This window comes from Streptomyces sp. NPDC051136 (genome assembly GCF_044455745.1).
Classification (GTDB): domain Bacteria; phylum Actinomycetota; class Actinomycetes; order Streptomycetales; family Streptomycetaceae; genus Streptomyces.
Genome location: NZ_JBITFE010000001.1, coordinates 1,156,203 through 1,173,256 on the forward strand (window position 1 = coordinate 1,156,203; position 17,054 = coordinate 1,173,256).

Consider the following 17,054-nt stretch of genomic DNA (forward strand, 5'->3'; position numbering starts at 1 on the left):
GTCACGGCACCCCTTGTCGTCGTATCCGGTCCGCATCGGGCGGGTCCGGTTCATGCCTGCCATCCGTAGCGTTCGCGGGCCTCGGCAATGGTCTGCGGGGAGACCTCGCCGGCCCGGGCGAGCTGGTCCAGAGCGGCGATCACGATCGACTCCGCGTCCACCCGGAAGTACCGGCGTACGGCGTCCCGGGTGTCCGACAGGCCGAAGCCGTCCGTTCCAAGGGAGGCGTAGTCCTGCTCGACCCACTGACTGATCTGGTCGGGCACCTGACGCATCCAGTCGCTGACCGCCAGTACCGGGCCCCGCGCACCCGACAGTGCGCGCGTCACGTACGGGGTGCGCTCCGAGCCGTTCAGCCGCTCACGGTCCGCGCATAGGGCGTCGCGGCGCAGCTCCGTCCAAGACGTCACCGACCAGACGTCGGCGTGCACGTTCCACTGCGACCGCAGGAGTTCCTGGGCCTCCAGCGCCCAGTGGATCGCCGTGCCGGAGGACAGCAGCTGGATCCGCGGCCCGGCGTCAGGGAACTCGGCCTGCCGGAAGCGGTAGATGCCCCGCACGATGCCCTCTTCGATGTTCGGCACGGGCGGCATGGCGGGCTGTCGCTTCGGCTCGTTGTACACCGTCAGGTAGTAAAAGACGTTTTCGGGCTGCTCGCCGTACATGCGACGCAGCCCGTCCTTGACGATGACCGCGATCTCGTATGCGAAGGCCGGGTCGTAGCTGATCGCCGCCGGGTTCGTGGAGGCCAGCAGATGGGAGTGACCGTCGGCGTGCTGCAGCCCCTCACCGGTCATCGTTGTACGGCCCGCGGTCGCCCCGATGACGAAGCCGCGCCCCATCTGGTCGGCGAGCGCCCAGAACTGGTCGCCGGTCCTCTGAAAGCCGAACATGGCGTAGAAGATGTAGAACGGGATCATCGGCTCGCCGTGCGTGGCGTACGAGGTCGCCGCCGCGGTGAACTCGGCCATTGAACCGGCTTCGGTGATGCCCTCGTCGATGAGCTGGCCGTTCTTGGACTCCCGGTAGTACAGCAGCTGGTCGGCGTCGACCGGCTCGTAGGTCTGCCCGTCCGGCGAGTAGATCCCGGCCGTCGGGAACAGGGACTCCATGCCGAACGTGCGGGCCTCGTCGGGAATGATCGGTACCCAGCGCGGCCCCGTCTCCTTGCCCTTCATCAGGTCCCGGACCAGGCGGACGAGGGCCATCGTCGTGGCCACCTCCTGATTGCCGAAACCCTTCTCCAACGCTTCGAAGGGCTTGGCGGGCGGCTGTTCCAGCCGGCCCGCGACCACGCGGCGCACCGGGGCGGGACCGCCCAGGGCGGCACGCCGCGCGCGAAGGTAGCGCACCTCCGGCGCGTTCTCGCCCGGGTGCCAGTACGGCACCACGTCGCCACTCAACGCGCTGTCCGGAATAGGAAGTTCAAGCAGATCACGCATCTGTCGGAACTGCGCCAGAGTGAGCTTCTTCATCTGGTGGTTGGCGTTGCGCGACTCGAAATCCGGCCCCAGCGTGTGTCCCTTGACGGTCTGGGCGAGGATGACGGTCGGCGCTCCCTGGTGCTCGACGGCGGCCCGGTAGGCGGCGTACACCTTGAGCGGCTCGTGCCCGCCGCGTGACTTCTCGAACAACTCGGTCAGCTGCGCGTCGCTCAACCCGGCCGCAATGCCGGACAGCGCGTCGCCGGTGAAGAAGTCCTTGCGGATGTAGGCGGCGTCCCGCGCGGCGTATGTCTGCATCTGCGCGTCCGGCACCTCGCCCAGGCGGTGAACCAGCGCACCGGTGGCGTCCTGCGCGATCACTGGGTCCCAGGCCTCGCCCCACAGGGACTTCACCACGTTCCAGCCCGCCCCCCGGAACCGCGCCTCCAGTTCCTGCACAATCTTCGAGTTCGACCGGACGGGACCGTCCAGGCGCTGGAGGTTGCAGTTGACGACGAAGGTGAGGTTGTCCAGCCCTTCGCGGGCGGCGAGCGCCAGCGCGGCCATCGACTCGGGCTCGTCCATCTCACCGTCTCCGAGGAAGGCCCACACCCGCGAACCCGAGGTGTCCTTGATGCCCCGGGCGTGCAGATACCGGTTAAAGCGGGCCTGGTAGATGGCGGCAAGCGGCCCGAGTCCCATGGATACGGTCGGAAATTCCCAGAGCCACGGCAGCCGCCGCGGGTGGGGGTAGGACGGCAGACCGTGACCGTCCGCCTCGCGTCGGAAGGCATCCAGCTGAGCCTCGCTCAGACGCCCTTCGAGGAACACACGGGCGTAGATCCCCGGCGACGCGTGCCCCTGCACATACAGCTGATCGCCAGAGCCGTCGCTGTCCTTGCCCTTGAAGAAGTGGTTGAAGCCGATCTCGTAGAGCCACGCGGCCGATGCATACGTGGATATATGACCGCCGAGCCCCAGACGCGAGCCGCGCGTGACCATCGCGGCCGCGTTCCAACGGTTCAGGGCGGTGATCCTGGACTCCATGTCGAGGTCGCCGTCGAAGGACGGCTGGGCCGTCACCGGGATCGTGTTGATGTAGTCCGAGGAGAGCAGTCCGGGCAGTCGGACCCCGGACCTGGCTGCGTACTCGTGGGCCCTTCGCAGCAGGTAACCCGCCCGATCCGGACCCGCGTTGCGCACCACGGCGTCCAGCGATGCCTGCCATTCGGCGGTCTCTTCGGCGTCGCGGTCGGGTAGCTGGTCGAGTTCACTTGTCGGTGCGGACTCAGCGGGCTGGGCCGGATCGCTCATGACGGCCTTCCTGTCACGGTGTCGGGAGGAAAGGGGCCGGACGCAGGACTGGACGGGGCGTTGGTGTCCGCGGCCGAGGGTCGGGGGTGGGATGGGGGCCGGCATAGCCAGGAGGAGTCACCGCTGGGCGAGCCACTGGTCGAGGGTGCCGTGACCCACGTGCGCGTCGGCACCCGGGAGCAAAGTCCGCTCCCCGAGCACCGCGCCGAAGAACGGGGCGTGCGGGTCGGTGACCACGCCCCGCGGATCGCCATGCGCCGCTTGCACTTTCGCGGTGAGTTCGTCCAGGCGGTACTGGTCGGGCCCGGCGACCTCGCGGGTGCCGAACAGCGGTACGCCCACGGCGGCATGGGAGACCGCGGCGGCGACGTCGTCCGTGGACACAGGGCGTACCAGCGCGGGCGCCACGTGTACGCCGTCTGCGTGCTTGGTCGAGCGCGACAGTGCGTCCACGGACTCGAAGAACGGCGTGGCCCGTACGACGGAGTGGGGTATCGGGGAGTTCCGCACCTGCTGTTCCTGCAGCGCCTTCGCACGGAAGTAGCCGCCCTGGACCCGGTCGGCGCCCACCACGGACAGGGCCACGAAGTGCTCCGCGCCCGCCGCGGCGGCGGCCCGCAGCAGGTTTGCTGTCGCGGTGTCGAAGAACTCGACACTCGCCCGTTCGCTGCGGGACGGCGCGTCGGTGACGTCCACGACCACCTCGACACCTCGCAGGGCGTCGGCGAGACCCTGCCCGGTGGTGACGTCGACGCCCTCGGAACGGGCCACGGGGACGGCCTCCACACCGTGGTCCCGGAGCCTGGCGACCGTCCTGGAGCCGATTAGCCCGCTGGCTCCTGCAACTACGACTCTCATCTGGGGTCTCTTCCGTCGGGGGGCCGATGACCCCGCTGATGCCTGCGTGGCGGTGATGGCGGGATCCACCGCTCATCACAGGTACGACCGGGCTCCCGGCGTTGTTGTGACATTGCGGACGGGGATCCGCCGGTGTCACAGATCCGCCCGGTGTCCGGTCATCACGGAAAGACCGTTGTGACATCCACGGAAGGTGCGACACAGTGTCCGAGAACCACGCAGCTCACACCCACGGAGCCGGCGAGCACGAGGAGGGGGCGAGCTGGATGACCGCGGCCAGGATGCTGCAGGACGCCTCCCCGATCAGCGTTCCCGAAGGCGCCTCGGCGATGACCATCGAGGTCGAGTGGGAGCCGGGCGACCCGGGTACCCCTCCGCACCGCCACTCCGGTCCGGCGTTCGGCTACGTCATCGAGGGCGCGGTCCGCTTCGAGCTGGAGGGCGAGCCCGAGCGCGTCGTCGAAGCCGGAGGCACGTTCTGGGAGCCCGGCGGCGACGTCATCCACTACCAGGACGGCAACGCGCTGACGGACGCGCGGACCCGGTTCGTGGTGACCATGATGTGTGCGCCCGGCAAGCCCATGCTGGAGCTGGTCAGCGAGGAGGAGCTGGCGCAGCGCACACACCTGCGCGCCCCCCGGCCCGCCGCCTGACGCGCGAGGCTGCCCGTACAGGCTGCGTGAGGCGCGAAGGTCATGAGTGCCATTGACACCGTGTACGGGATGCTGAGCGTCCTGTTCGCCGCCGCCGCGGTCCATGGCCTGCGGCGGACCGTGCTGTCCAAGGGCTCGGCGTGGCGCGAGCGCCTCGACCACCTTCTGCACACCGCCATGGCCCTGGCCATGGCGGTGATGCCGTGGAGCTGGGGACGTGTCCTCCCGGAGCCGCCGCAAACAGCCTTCTTCGCGGCGGCCGCCCTGTGGTTCCTGCTGTCCGCGCGGGACTTCCGACCGGGCACGATCGCCAGACGGCTGCCCCACGCGGCCGGCATGGCAGCGATGGCGTGGATGTCCCACTCCATGGCGGCTTCGTCGCACGAGACACTCGCCGGCGGGCTCTCGGCGGCACACCACGCCGCCGGTTCGGGCCACCACGCCGAGGAGACGACGGCCGGTGACGCCGTCGCCGCGACGCTGGCCCTGTTCCTGCTGGCGTACGCGCTGTGGTCACTGACCCGGGACATGCCGGCGCTGCGCACCCCGAGGCCCCCCGGGATGCACGGCACCGGTGCCTCGGGGACACGGCATTTCCACGCCCGCTTCTGGGAGGGATCGATGGCCCTGGGGACAGCCGTCATGCTGCTGATGCCGCACTGAAACCGCCCGGCAGGGCCGTCACAGGGAGCCTATGACGGCCTTGCCGCGCATCAGGAAGTCGGACAGATAGCCGTCGTGAGGTACCCCCGGTGCCATCCAGTAGGTCGGATACCCGCCGAGATACACGTTGGCGATGGTGGGTTCCGCCAGCAGCTTGTCGACCAGCGTGCCGTCACTGGTCAGGGCCGACAGGACCAGCGTGTCACGCAGCGGAGCGATGCCGTCCGCCCGGCTCCACGGAGCCACCCACACACAGGGGAAGGGCAGTTCGGTCCGCAGCTGTACGGCATCCGCACGGGAGACCAGGTGGACGGCCGGCCGGAGCACAGCGCTGCCGTCCCCGAGGTCCTCGGCGATTCCCTCCCCACCCAGCAGCGCCTGCGTCCCCTCGGCCACGGCACGCAGGTGGGAGCTGAGGGCACGGGCCCGCTCCAGCGGCTGCACGGGAAGTACCGCACGCTCGTCCTGCGGAGGCAGGCCGGGCAGCGCGGACAGACGGGCCGCGAGGGCCTCGGCCAGCGGCACGGGGTCGCCCTCGACAAGCACCGCGGTGGCGTTGACGCACGCGGTGCCGCCCTCGTCGGCGACCGAAGCGACGATCACGTCCAGATACTCGCGCCAGTCCGTGTCCGCGGTGACCAGGATCTTGGTCCGGCCCGGCCCCTGCGGAAGGACTCGCGGGTCGTGCGCGTACCGGGCCACGACGTCGTCGCCGCCGTACACCACGGCGCGGTCGGCACCGCGTACCAGGGCATCGGCGCCGGCGTGGTCGGTGGGCAGCAGCACGAGCCGGTCGTCGGGCATACCGGCCCCGCGCAGGGCCGCGACCAGCCGGTGCGGGGTGAACGGCTCCCGCCGGGACGGGCGGACGGCGACACGGTAGCCCAGCGCCAGCGCCTCCAGCCACAGCCGGTGGACGCCAGGGTGGTTACCGGATGCGTTCACGGCGAACACGTCCCCGCGCCGCGCCCAGACGGCGCCGCCCTGGTGGACGGCCGCATCGCGCCGATCGGTGACAGCACCCACCGGCCTGCCCTGCTCGGCGGACGAACGGGCCCGGCGCACGAATCGCGCCGTCCCCTCTGTCGAGGCCCGCACCACCGGCAGCGGGGTGCCCGAGGTGCGGCTCACGAGTGACTCGTACTCCCGCACGCCCAGGCCGCCTGCCGTGTCCGAGGCGAACGCGTGGGCCGCCGCGGCCAGCATCGCGTCGAGGCCGGCGGCCGGAACCGGCTTGGCCCTGCGCAGGGCGGCCAGAGCCCGTGTGACGAACACCGGGGGCACCAGACTCAGCCGTGCCACCTCGGTGCCCGTCACATCCGTCACCGCCTGAGGAACGCGGGTCCGGTAGGCGCCCCGGGGACCCAGCGCGTCCAGGTGCGGCACACAGCCGTCCGGCGGGCCCGCCATCAGTACACGCCCTCAATCACCGCTTCGCCCCCAACCTTCGGCACCGGGGCGACGTCCGCGACGGCGTCGCCCGCGTGCCCCTCGACCGGCCGGACCCGCAGCGCGAGGTCCCGCTCGGCGTTGTTGGGTACGAGCATCGACTTGCTGACATGGCTGACCACGACCTGCCCCCGCTCGCCGACCTCCACCTTCTCCCCGGTGACCGGGTCCAGGACCGACAGGAAGACGTACGGCGAGACCGGGTCGAAGACACAAGGGTCGGACGCCGACAGGCCGACCCGCTCGATCAGCGCGGTGAGCATCATCGTGTTGCCGTACATGCCGATCAGCCGCACGTCCGGGAAGACCTCGGTGCTCAGCAGATCGCGGGTGTCGGGATCCATGTGCGTACCGCCCCAGACGATCGCGTCGACCTTGCTGTTGATCACCTCCACCAGGTCGTCCTCGCGGGCAAACCGCTCCAGAAGCGGGGTGGTGGCCGCGAGGACGCCGATGTCCTGGGTGAGCAGGATGCGCCGGCACTGCTCGACGAGGTGGTCGGTGTAGGCCTCGGCCTCGTCGGCCCGGCCCGCAGCGACGAGTCCCCTCACCCACCGGGGGTCCATGTCGATGCTCAGTCCCGGGGCGCCGAGACCGGCTGCCGCGCGCTGCAGCACGTCGCCCACCAGGTGCGGGCCGGTGGGCGCGACGGTCAGCCAGTGGGCACCGACGGGCAGACCGTGCGCCCTCAGCCGGCGGTCCACCTGCTCGGAGCTGTGCCGCATCCAGTCCTCGAGCTGAACTACTCGTTTGGGGGCGCCGGTCGTTCCACCGCTGTCGAATACGTTGAGGACACGGGCCCCGGGCCCGTAGCCCCGGGGGACCAGGTCCGTCACCCGCACGTTCCGCAGCTCGTCCGTCAGGTCGGGGAAGAGCGCCAGGTCGTCCACCCCGCGGACGTCCTGACGCGGGTCGAAGCCGAGCCGTCCGGCCCGGCTCAGCCAGTACGGGGAACCGGTCTCGGGGTCGAAGTGCCACCGCATGGCGGCCCTGACGAACTCGTCGGGATCCACCCCGTCCGAGGGGCCGGCATCCAGGACGGCTGGAAGGTCGTGCGGCACGATGAAATCCCTTCTGCAAGCGGCCGGGTCAGTCCACGAAGTACGAGTCGTGCTTGTCGAAGAACCTCGAGCGTTCCTCGTCCGAGGCGTGGGCCAGCTGCGACACCTGTTCGAAGTACTCCTCGCGGGGCGCGCCGGGAGTGAAGAGCAGCAGCATCTCGGCCGGGGCGTCGGAGTCGTTGCGGAACGCATGCAGCCCGCCCTGCGGTACATGCAGGAAGTCGCCCTTGCCCGCGTCGACCCACCGCTCGCCGTCGTAGAGGCGGACGGTGCCCTCCAGGATGTAGAAGGACTCCGAGATGGTCTTGTGGAAGTGGGTCCTGGGGCCGCCGGCCTTCGCACTCATCTCGACCCGGTAGAGGCCGAACTCGCCGCGGGTGGTGGTCGTGGTCGCCAGGTAGCGGATTGCGTCCTTGCCCGTCTCACCCACGTCCGGCCCGGTGCCCGCAGGCCGGAAACCGGCGCTGACCTCGCCGTCGTCGCCCCGGTAGACCTGTTCCGGATAGGACATGGCTAGCCTTCCTTTCCTGCGGGCGACTCACCGGTCCGGGTCTCCGGACGCTCGGACTCCCCCCAGTGGGTGTGGAACGTGCCGGAGCGGTCGACGCGCCCGTAGGTATGCGCACCGAAGAAGTCGCGCTGCCCCTGGATGAGTGCGGTCGGCAGGCGCTCTGCCCGCAGGGTGTCGTACGAGGCCAGGGCCGCTGAGAAGGCCGGGACGGGGATGCCACGACGGGTGGCGGACGCGATGGTCTCGCGCCACGGCACCTGCGCCTGGGCAATCTCCTCGGCGAAGCCCTTCTCGACGAGCAGGCTGCTCATGGCCGGGTCGGCGGTGTACGCGGCGCGGACACGGTCGAGGAACGCGGCACGGATGATGCAGCCGTCACGCCAGATCCGGGCGACCGTCGCGAGGTCGATGTCCCAGCCGTACTCGGCGGCCGCGCTCTGGATCATCGTCCAGCCCTGGTCGTAGGCGATGACCTTCGACGCGTACAGGGCACTCTCGACCCGGGAGGCGAACCTGGCCGCCTCCGTACCACTCAGCGGTACCGTGACGCCGCCCGGCAGTCCGCGGTAGGCCGCGCGCAGGGCGCGGCGTTCGGAAGCGGCCCGGGCGAAGGTGGCCTGTGCGATGGCCGTCACCGGCGCGGCCAGGTCCAGCGCTGTCTGCACGGTCCAGCGGCCGGTGCCCTTCTGGCCCGCCGCGTCGGCGACCACGTCCACGAACGGACCGCCGGTGTGCGCGTCGGTGTGAGCGAGGACCTCCGCGCTGATCTGGACCAGGTAGGAGTCGAGCCGTCCGCTGTTCCAGGTGCGGAAAACGTCCGCGATCTCGCCGGGGGAGTAGCCGGCGACCTGTCGCAGCAGGTCGTAGGCCTCGGCGAGCAACTGCATGTCGGCGTATTCGATGCCGTTGTGCACCATCTTCACGAAGTGCCCGGCGCCGTCGCTGCCGATGTGCGCACAGCACGGCTCGCCGTCGACCTTCGCGCTGATGTCCTCCAGCATCGGACCGAGGACGGCATACGCCTCCGCGGAGCCGCCGACCATGATCGACGGGCCGTTGAGCGCGCCTTCTTCGCCACCGGAGATTCCGGTGCCGACGAAGTGGATACCGCGCTCCTTGAGGGCGGCCTCACGACGGCGAGTGTCCGCGAAGTGGGCGTTGCCCCCGTCGATGATCATGTCTCCCGGTTCCAGGAGAGGGGCGAACTCCTCGATGACGGCGTCGGTGGCCGCCCCCGCCTGCACCATGATCATCAGCCGGCGGGGCCGCTCCAGTGCCGCGACGAACTCCTCGGCGGTCCGCGCGGGGACGAAGGCCCCCTCGTGACCGAACTCCTCGGTGAGCGCCCGGGTACGGAACGCAGAACGATTGTGGACAGCGACGGTGTAGCCGTGGCGGGCGAAGTTGCGGGCCAGGTTGCGGCCCATCACGCCGAGCCCGGTCACGCCGATGTGTGCGGTTGCCTGCATGGTGGTGCGGATCCTTGGGTTGTGGAGAGAGGTGAGGGAGGGCCGTCCTCGGACCGGACCGTCTGGTGCGACCTGCCGTTCGCCCGCCGACCGGCGGGGCGCGTGCCCTACATGTGGCTGCTCCCTCGGCTCGCTGCCGTCACACCGACCTGGAACCGGTCGCCAGTCACAGATTCCGCAACGGGACCTGGCCATCCCAACGTAATTCGATGTTCATGATGCATCGAACAATGTACAGGCCTCTGGCATCGGTTCCTGCCCACGCAACGGTGGCATGTCACACACGGTGTTGCGAGTCCGTCTCCTCGCCGGAGGCCGGGGTGACGTGGAGACGGACCGTCTGTGTCCGGGCGGGCCGGACGGCTTCGTCAGCCGAACTGACCGGGCTGGTAGCTGCCGGCGGGCTGCTGGTTGATCACGTTGATGCGGTTGTATGCGTTGATGATGGCGATGAGCGAGAGGAGCGCGATGAGCTGGTCCTCGTCGTAGTACTTGGCCGCGTTCGCCCAGGCCTCGTCCGTGACACCGCCGGCCGCATCTGCGATACGGGTGCCCTGCTCGGACAGTTCCAGCGCGGCACGCTCAGCGTCGGTGAAGACCGTGGCCTCCCGCCATGCAGCGACCAGGTTCAGCCGCTGCTGCGTCTCACCGGCCGCAGCGGCGTCCTTGGTGTGCATGTCGGTGCAGAAGCCGCAGCCGTTGATCTGGCTGGCGCGGATCTTCACGAGTTCCTGCGTCGCCGTGGGCACGCCCGAATCCGAGGCGACCTTGGCCGCCGAGTTGATGTGCTTCAGCACCTTGCCCGCGAAGGGGTTGCCGAAGAAGTTGAGACGCGGTTCCATGACGTCCTCCTGGCCGAGTAGTGGTTACCTCCTCCTGACCGAGCAGACGGCGGATGTGTGACAGCGGGCAGGGCTGAGCGCGGCCTCTCCGGCAGGCCAGCCTCGATCAGCACGTCGAGGTGCTGACCGAGGCGGGCACCACACGGACCGAGCGGGCAGGCGCCCAGTGCCCAGTGCTGCTTCAGCCTCAGGGGCGCGCATCTTCTCCAAGGACCGACAGCAGCCGGAGATTCACGTGGCTCTCCGTGCCGGGTACCGCGGTGAAGACCAGCAGCCGCTGCGCCTGATCGGGGTCGACCAACGTCTGACAGTGCAGTTCGAGCAAGCCGACCTGCGGGTGCTGGAAACGCTTCGGAGCACAGGAGGAACCCAACACCGGATGCCCGTCCCACAGGGCCGCGAACTCGGCACTGGCGGTCCGCAGCTCCTCGACGAGTTCCCCCGCGCGTGAGTCCCTGCCGTCACGCGCGTACGCGCCATGCAGATCCGCGACCAGGAGACGGCTGTGCTCCGCACGGTCGCTCTCGGGGCGGATCAGCCGTGATGCGGGCTGGGTGAACCAGCGGTAGTGCAGGCTGCGGTTCCAGCCGGTGAAAGCCCGCTCGTCCCCCAGCAGAGCCACCGCCGTCCGGGTCTGCCTGAGCGTTTCGCCGAGGTGGTTGACCACTTGTGCGGGGGTGTCCTCCAGCCGCTCGAGGATGCGCATCATGCCGGGATTGATGTGGTCGGCGCGCCGGCTCCTGCGTGGAGCAACGTGCCCGCCGAGCCGGAACAGGTGATCCCGCTCCTCCAGGGAGAGGCGCATGCCGCGTGCGATCGCGGCCAGCATCTGTTCGGACGGATGCGGCCCTCTCGGTTGCTCCAGCCTGCTGTAGTAGTCCGCCGACATGTCGCACAGCGCCGCCACCTCCTCGCGGCGCAGGCCTCCGGTGCGCCGTCGGCGTCCCCGGGGCAGGCCGACGTCCTCCGGCTGGAGGGCGTCGCGACGGGCTCTGAGGAACGCCGCCAGTGCGGCACGGTCTCCTGTGTCCACTGTCCGAAGTCCTTTTCGTCCTGGCCGTATCAGACGGCAGGGAACGCGACGCCCGTGAGCCGTTCGGAGACCTGCCAGAGCCGGGCCGCGGTCGCCTCGCTGCGGGCTGATCTGTAGATCGCGAGCCGGGTGGGGCCTCCAGTGAACTGGCCCAGACCGTCGGGGCCGTACAACTGCCCGCCGCCTGCTCCCGGACTCGTGGCCGCGTGGAGGATCGGAAGCAGTCCCTTGTCCACGGACTGCACGAACAAGCCCCAGCGCGCGAGCCGTTTCACGACAGCCTCGTGCGGCGCGGGCCGGGCCCTGCCCAGGCTGGGCCCGGAGGCGTAGAGGTTGGTCAGCGTCGTGCCGGGATGCGCGGCGTTGCTGACGATGCCCCATTCGCCCGCCGTGCTGCGTCGGTCCAGTTCCAGTGCGAACAGCAGATTGGCCAGTTTGGAGAGACTGTACGCGCGCACCGGAGAGTACCGACGGCTGCTCTGGAGGTCGTCCCAGACCGGCTTGCCGCTGCGCGCGGCGCTGCTGGTCACAGTGGTCACACGGGCTTCTCCGGCCCGCAGCAGTGGCAACAGCCGTCCCGTGAGCGCCATGTGCCCCAGATGGTTGGTGCCGAACTGCAGCTCATACCCGTCCGCCGTCGTATGCCTGGTCGGCGGGGCCATCACCCCGGCATTGTTGACCAGGAGATGGATGGCCCTTCCCTCAGCCTCCAGCGCGGCGGCCAGTTTCTCAACAGAGGCCAGGGAAGCCAGGTCGAGGGCACGGGTGGTGACCTTGGCGGCCGGCTCCGCCGCACGGATACGGGCGACAGCCGCGGCACCCTTGGCCTCGTTGCGCACCGGAAGGATCAGTTCGGCGCCGGCGGCCGCGAGCCGCGTGGCAAGCCCCAGGCCGACCCCGTCGCTTGCTCCGGTGACGACGGCGAGTTTTCCTCGCATACCCGTCACGGTCACTTCCTTCATCACAGACTCCTGATTGTGCGGTCGGCTGCTCGGACCATCAGGGTTGCTGCACCGGACGCCCTGATCCATGTGACGTCGGACCATGGTTCAAGGCCGCCACCCACTTACATCACAGTGTGACAAAGTGTTGCCTCTCGCTGTACGGTCAAGTGCGACGCTCCGCCACATGGTTGCATGATGCTTCCGTGGTTCTTCCTCCACGAAGGAACTCGTCCCCATGCCCGCAGTTCTCATCCATGGCGTACCCGACACCCACCATCTGTGGGACCCCGTTCGTCAGTATTTGTCCCGGAGTGATGTCGAGGCATGGGACCTGCCCGGCTTCGGCGCGCCGAGACCGGCCGGATTCGGCTCCAGCAAGGAGGAGTACGTCGACTGGCTCGTCGAGCGGCTGGAGCGAATCGGTGAGCCGGTCGACCTGGTCGGCCACGACTGGGGATGCATTCTCACCGCCCGTGTGGCCTCGGTGCGGCCGGATCTGGTCCGCACCTGGGCCGGAGGGAACGGCCCCGTCAGCTCCGAGTACGTCTGGCATCCGCTCGCCAGGATCTGGCAGGACCCGGTTGAAGGCGGTCGATACATGGATCGACTGGAGGCAGCGTCCTTCGCACGCGATCTGACGGAAGGCTTCGACGTGCCCGCCGGACCGGCGGCCAGGACAGCTGTCCGGGTCGATGCCCCGATGAAGGACAGCATCCTCAAGCTCTACCGTTCCGCCCTGACTGTGGGGGCGGAGTGGGAACCTGGACTCTCCCAGGTGTCGGCGCCGTGCATGGTGTTCTGGGGTGCGCTCGATCCAGCGTGCCAGGTCGAGTTCGGCCGGAAGCTGGGTGACGCTCTGCATGCGACCAAGGTCATCGAACTGGACTGCAACCACTGGACCGTGCTCCAGCGGCCGGCCGAGGTGGCGGCGGCTCTGGAAGCGCACTGGGATGCGTCCGTCCGCGCTTGAGTCATGCGGCCGTGCACCGGACCGGAGGGTGCGGCTCAGCCGAAGGCGGACCGGACGACGTGACGGGTCTGCGGGATGCTGACCAGTTCGGCTCTGATCTCGGCGAGGGTCTGGGCGGCCAGGGCCTGGTGCCACGCCTGCTCAGCGCGCCGCATCGCCGCGTTCACAGCGCATGTTCCCGTGGGCGGCGGTGACAGTGCGCCGATCCGTCCGCAGGACCGGATCTCGGCACAGTTGAAGGCACGCGCCGTGCCCTCGATGGCTTCCACCACGTCGAGCAACGTGATGTCCTCGAGCGGTTTGGCCAGCCTGAAGCCTCCCCGTGGCCCCGGGACGGAGCTCAGAAGTCCGGCACGCGTCAACTGCTGCAACTGCTTGTTGAGGTAAGAGGCGGAAAGGTCGTGCGCTGCAGCGAGTTGCGCGCTGCCTGCGGGCCCCCCGCCGATCATGTCCAGGTTGAGAAGCGTGTGCAGGGCCCACTCGACCCCTTTGGCCATTCGCATATTACGGACACTACATGTCCGGGTTTCAGAGCGTTCCACCGGCGGCGCAGCACAGAAATCTTGACGTTGAAGATCCTGGATATCTACTATCCAGAAATTGCGTCCGGTCAGGCGATCGCCACTTCGACCAGCGACCCGGTTCATCGTCGGGCGCCCAGCGTGCTGTTCATCACTCGGTTCTTGAGGGAGACGTATATGAAGGACATCGTGATCATCGGCGGAGGCTTCGCCGGCGTGTGGAGCGCAGCGGGCGCCGTGCGAGCCGCCCGCGAGGCCGGTGAGGCCGGTGAGCAAGTGCGGGTGACGCTGGTGAACGGTGGTGACGACCTCGTCGTCCGTCCCCGTCTGTACGAGGACGCTCCGGAGACGATGCGCGTGCCGCTGGACCGCGTCCTCGGTCCGATCGGTGTGCGCCGGGTGGCGGCGACGGTGACCGGCATAGACACGGAAGCGCACACCGTCCGAGCCATCGACCGGACGGGTGAGAACCTCGACCTGCCATACGAACGGCTCGTTCTGGCCAGCGGCAGTCAGCTGGTACGTCCCGACTTCCCCGGCTCTCAAGAGGTCTTCGACGTCGACACCCTGCCCGCGGCGGCACGGCTCGATGCCCATCTGCGGCGGTTGCCCGAACGCACCTCCTCACCGGGCCAGTACACGGCCGTCGTGGTCGGAGCCGGGTTCACCGGTCTGGAGATCGCCACCGCCCTGGTCGAGCGCCTGCGTACCGTCTCCGACACCCAGAGCGATCCTGCGGAGGGCGTCCGCGTCGTGCTCGTCGACCGGGCCGACGTCGTCGGTCCTGAGCTCGGTCCCGGTCCCCGTCCGCAGATTGACAGCGTCATCGACGAGCTGAAGATCGAACGGCGACTGGGGCGGACCGTGGCATCGGTCACGACGGAGGGCGTCACACTGTCGGACGGTGAAGTGATCCCGGCAGCGACCGTCGTATGGACGGCGGGCATGGCTGCCAGCCCGCTTACGTCGCAGATCCCCGGCGAGCGTGACCGGTGGGGCCGGCTGACCGTGGACGAGTACCTGCGGGTCACCGGCGTCGACGACGTCTACGCCGCCGGCGACACGGCACGCGGCCCGGCAGACGAGGGCCGAAGCACGGTCCAGAGCTGCCAGCATGCCCTGCCGATGGGGAAGTACGCGGGACACAACGTCGTGGCCGAACTGCTCGGCAGCACTCTGATTCCGTTCACCCCGGACCCCTACTCCAACTGTCTGGACCTCGGCCCTGCCGGCGCCCTGACCACGGCCGGCTGGGACCGCCAGGTGGTGGCGACCGGCCCCGAGGCGAAGACGCTCAAGGAGAACATCAACACACTGTGGATCTATCCGCCGGTCGACGACCGTGAACTGATCCTTGCCCAGGCGGGCCGCTTCTCCAAGGGCTGACCACCAGCAAGGTTTCAGAGCCCCCTTCAGGCGCCGTTCACGCGTCCGGAGGGGGCCTTCTGCATGATGGCTCAAATAGTGTGAATACCTTGGTGGTAAGTACACGCACAGTGTCTTCGGCTGGTACGGTCGCCCGTGCCGTGAGGACCTCGGTTTGCCAACAATGTAGGGAGTAGGCGATCTTGGACGTCTATGAAGCGGTCACCAGCCGACGAGCAGTACGCGGTTTCACCGACCGTGAAGTTCCGAGGGAGGCACTCCAGCGCGTCGTGTCCGCCGCCGCCTGGACGCCGTCCGCGTCGAACCTCCAGCCATGGCACGCCTATGTGATGACAGGCGAGCCCTTGTCCGAACTGAAGAAGCACGTGCGCGAGCGCATAGCCGCAGGCGAACCGTGGGACGAGCCGGAGTACGTGCAGTATCCGGCCACCCTGAAGTCCCCGTATCGTGAGCGGCGCTCCGAGTTCGGCGCCCAGCGCTACGGCTCACTCGGGATCGCGCGCGAGGACTGGGAGGCCCGCCAGAGGGCCGCCACCGCGAACTGGGAGTGCTTTGGTGCCCCTGTCGCCCTGTTCTGCTACATCGACCGCGATCTCGGACCTGCCCAGTGGTCCGACGTCGGGATGTTCCTGCAGACCGTCATGCTGCTGCTGCGCGCCGAAGGGCTGCACAGTTGTGCGCAGATGGCGTGGGCGAAGTACCGCACGTCCGTCGCGGAGATCCTTTCGCCTCCGGACGACCTCCTCCTCTTCTGCGGAATGTCCATCGGATACGAGGACCTGACGATCAGCCACCCACGTACGGGCCGGGCGCGGCTTGAAGAGACGGTCTCCTTCGTCGGCTCGTGACCTGCGCGCGGAGCCCGTGACCTGGGCGGAATGCTGAGGACGGCCCAGTGCTTGAACCACCGCGGTCGGACCTCGACCGATGGTGAGTCCGGCGTCGTACGCCTGGCGGTGCGAGGCGGCGATGTCTTCCGCTCACCTATGGCTTCCCCGCCGCGTTCCGCCCAGGCATCGGAGCTGTTGCTGCGAGTCCGGAAACCCGGAAATGCCATCCTGCTGCACAGCAGGCTGAGTACAGGCTTGTGCCTGCGGTACCGGCAGGCACGAGACGAGTGATGCACTACGAATGCATGCGCTCCCTACCGTCCGCACCGGGAGCCGAATGACGCAGTTTGTGCAGGCTGTCCTTTACCACCCTGATACGCGTATCCACCTCGTGGAGGGCGTCGCTCAGCATGCCCAGGCGGGCCTCGAGCAGGGCAGCCTCGGCGGCCAGGGAGACGCTGGCGCCAGCCGGGTCTGCGTAGACATCGCCGTGATCGCGTGCCGTTGACATGTCTGTTTCCCTTCCTCGCTGAACAGGTGCGCGTAGGCGCCACGCACACCACCGAGGAACTGACAGGGCAGCCGTGGGATCTGTGACAGATTCCGCCGAAGCGACGACCGGCAGGCTGCAGCCAGCCGGTGGAGCAGCGCTCTTGCCCTCACTCAGCCGGCTGGGAGTGGAGGCCGCCGGAGCGCGCCAAGGCAAGGCATGGTTCGTGGCGGCCGAGGTGGGCGCCGTCCCGCGTGAGGTCCGCGATCAGCTTCAGCCCGTGCTGGCTCGCAGGAGGAGACCCTGGCTGGTGACCGGCCTCGGCCAGGGGATCGGATGTCGAGCGGAGCGGCTACGGCACCGGCCCGAGGAATAGCACAGAGCTGCGCAAGCTCATGAGCCCGGGGCGACGAAGAGGTGTAAGGCAGGCTCACCCCGCGCCGGAACAGCGATGTCACAACATCTCCGTCCGCCCGGTCTAGCTGTCGAGCCGACAGAGGAGGCGAGTGCGACGTGAACCCATCCTGTGACGAGTTTCCTCACTGGAGCGATGGCACTCTGGCAATTCCGAATGTCGGATGGAGGAGACAATGCATGCTGCCGTCGTGCCTAGGGGGAACTCTGTAGACCGCAGCG

General features: G+C 68.9%; 16 protein-coding genes. 5 read left to right on the forward strand and 11 right to left on the reverse strand.

All coding sequences use genetic code 11. The features are described 5' to 3' along the window. Positions 1 to 50: 50 nt before the first annotated feature. Positions 51 to 2,738, reverse strand: a complete 2,688-nt coding sequence (gene aceE / locus ACIBCJ_RS05150; protein ID WP_365980930.1) for a pyruvate dehydrogenase (acetyl-transferring), homodimeric type — start codon at positions 2,736 to 2,738, stop codon at positions 51 to 53. Positions 2,739 to 2,855: 117 nt separating this feature from the next. After that, positions 2,856 to 3,596: an SDR family oxidoreductase gene (locus ACIBCJ_RS05155; protein WP_365980929.1), complete on the reverse strand. Its 741-nt coding sequence runs from the start codon at positions 3,594 to 3,596 to the stop codon at positions 2,856 to 2,858. Between the two features lie 203 nt (positions 3,597 to 3,799). Between ACIBCJ_RS05155 and ACIBCJ_RS05160 the strand changes: the two genes are divergently transcribed. Next, a complete protein-coding gene (locus ACIBCJ_RS05160; protein ID WP_186779650.1) occupies positions 3,800 to 4,249 on the forward strand; it encodes a cupin domain-containing protein in 450 nt (149 codons plus the stop codon). A gap of 42 nt (positions 4,250 to 4,291) precedes the next feature. Beyond that, the gene (locus tag ACIBCJ_RS05165; RefSeq protein ID WP_365980928.1) at positions 4,292 to 4,912 is read left to right on the forward strand and encodes a DUF5134 domain-containing protein; all 621 of its coding nucleotides are present in this window, start codon (positions 4,292 to 4,294) and stop codon (positions 4,910 to 4,912) included. 18 nt (positions 4,913 to 4,930) lie between these two features. Here the strand turns inward: ACIBCJ_RS05165 and ACIBCJ_RS05170 are convergent, their stop codons facing one another. The 7 genes from ACIBCJ_RS05170 to ACIBCJ_RS05200 all read right to left on the reverse strand — a co-directional run bounded on the left by ACIBCJ_RS05170 (position 4,931) and on the right by ACIBCJ_RS05200 (position 12,239). Then, a complete protein-coding gene (locus ACIBCJ_RS05170) occupies positions 4,931 to 6,322 on the reverse strand; it encodes an aldehyde dehydrogenase family protein (protein ID WP_365980927.1) in 1,392 nt (463 codons plus the stop codon). Continuing rightward, positions 6,322 to 7,422, reverse strand: coding sequence for a phenazine antibiotic biosynthesis protein (locus tag ACIBCJ_RS05175; protein WP_186779647.1), 1,101 nt, complete (start codon positions 7,420 to 7,422; stop codon positions 6,322 to 6,324). The genes ACIBCJ_RS05170 and ACIBCJ_RS05175 overlap by 1 nt, the downstream gene beginning before the upstream one ends. 28 nt (positions 7,423 to 7,450) lie before the next feature. Continuing rightward, the gene (locus ACIBCJ_RS05180) at positions 7,451 to 7,933 is read right to left on the reverse strand and encodes a cupin domain-containing protein (protein WP_365980926.1); all 483 of its coding nucleotides are present in this window, start codon (positions 7,931 to 7,933) and stop codon (positions 7,451 to 7,453) included. A 2-nt stretch (positions 7,934 to 7,935) separates the two neighbouring features. Further along, entirely contained in the window at positions 7,936 to 9,402 is a 1,467-nt protein-coding gene (gene gndA, locus ACIBCJ_RS05185; protein WP_365980925.1) for an NADP-dependent phosphogluconate dehydrogenase, read from the reverse strand. A gap of 368 nt (positions 9,403 to 9,770) precedes the next feature. Next, a complete protein-coding gene (locus ACIBCJ_RS05190; RefSeq protein ID WP_365980924.1) occupies positions 9,771 to 10,244 on the reverse strand; it encodes a carboxymuconolactone decarboxylase family protein in 474 nt (157 codons plus the stop codon). A gap of 187 nt (positions 10,245 to 10,431) precedes the next feature. Beyond that, positions 10,432 to 11,277 carry a helix-turn-helix transcriptional regulator gene (locus tag ACIBCJ_RS05195; RefSeq protein WP_365980923.1) on the reverse strand — a complete coding sequence of 282 codons (846 nt, stop codon included), beginning with the start codon at positions 11,275 to 11,277 and terminating at the stop codon, positions 10,432 to 10,434. 29 nt (positions 11,278 to 11,306) lie between these two features. Beyond that, positions 11,307 to 12,239 carry an SDR family oxidoreductase gene (locus ACIBCJ_RS05200; RefSeq protein WP_365980922.1) on the reverse strand — a complete coding sequence of 311 codons (933 nt, stop codon included), beginning with the start codon at positions 12,237 to 12,239 and terminating at the stop codon, positions 11,307 to 11,309. Between the two features lie 217 nt (positions 12,240 to 12,456). Here ACIBCJ_RS05200 and ACIBCJ_RS05205 point away from each other — a divergent pair, with 217 nt between their 5' ends. Further along, positions 12,457 to 13,191 (forward strand): alpha/beta hydrolase, encoded by a 735-nt coding sequence (locus ACIBCJ_RS05205; protein WP_365980921.1) that lies wholly within the window; start codon positions 12,457 to 12,459, stop codon positions 13,189 to 13,191. 35 nt (positions 13,192 to 13,226) lie between these two features. Here ACIBCJ_RS05205 and ACIBCJ_RS05210 read toward each other — a convergent pair whose 3' ends face one another. Then, a complete protein-coding gene (locus tag ACIBCJ_RS05210) occupies positions 13,227 to 13,694 on the reverse strand; it encodes an Rrf2 family transcriptional regulator (protein ID WP_365980920.1) in 468 nt (155 codons plus the stop codon). Positions 13,695 to 13,889: 195 nt separating this feature from the next. Between ACIBCJ_RS05210 and ACIBCJ_RS05215 the strand changes: the two genes are divergently transcribed. Beyond that, positions 13,890 to 15,098 carry an NAD(P)/FAD-dependent oxidoreductase gene (locus ACIBCJ_RS05215; RefSeq protein ID WP_393530164.1) on the forward strand — a complete coding sequence of 403 codons (1,209 nt, stop codon included), beginning with the start codon at positions 13,890 to 13,892 and terminating at the stop codon, positions 15,096 to 15,098. 182 nt (positions 15,099 to 15,280) lie between these two features. Further along, positions 15,281 to 15,946, forward strand: a complete 666-nt coding sequence (locus tag ACIBCJ_RS05220; protein ID WP_365980918.1) for a nitroreductase — start codon at positions 15,281 to 15,283, stop codon at positions 15,944 to 15,946. Between the two features lie 277 nt (positions 15,947 to 16,223). Here the strand turns inward: ACIBCJ_RS05220 and ACIBCJ_RS05225 are convergent, their stop codons facing one another. Further along, positions 16,224 to 16,439, reverse strand: coding sequence for a hypothetical protein (locus tag ACIBCJ_RS05225; protein WP_365980917.1), 216 nt, complete (start codon positions 16,437 to 16,439; stop codon positions 16,224 to 16,226). Positions 16,440 to 17,054 lie beyond the last annotated feature (615 nt).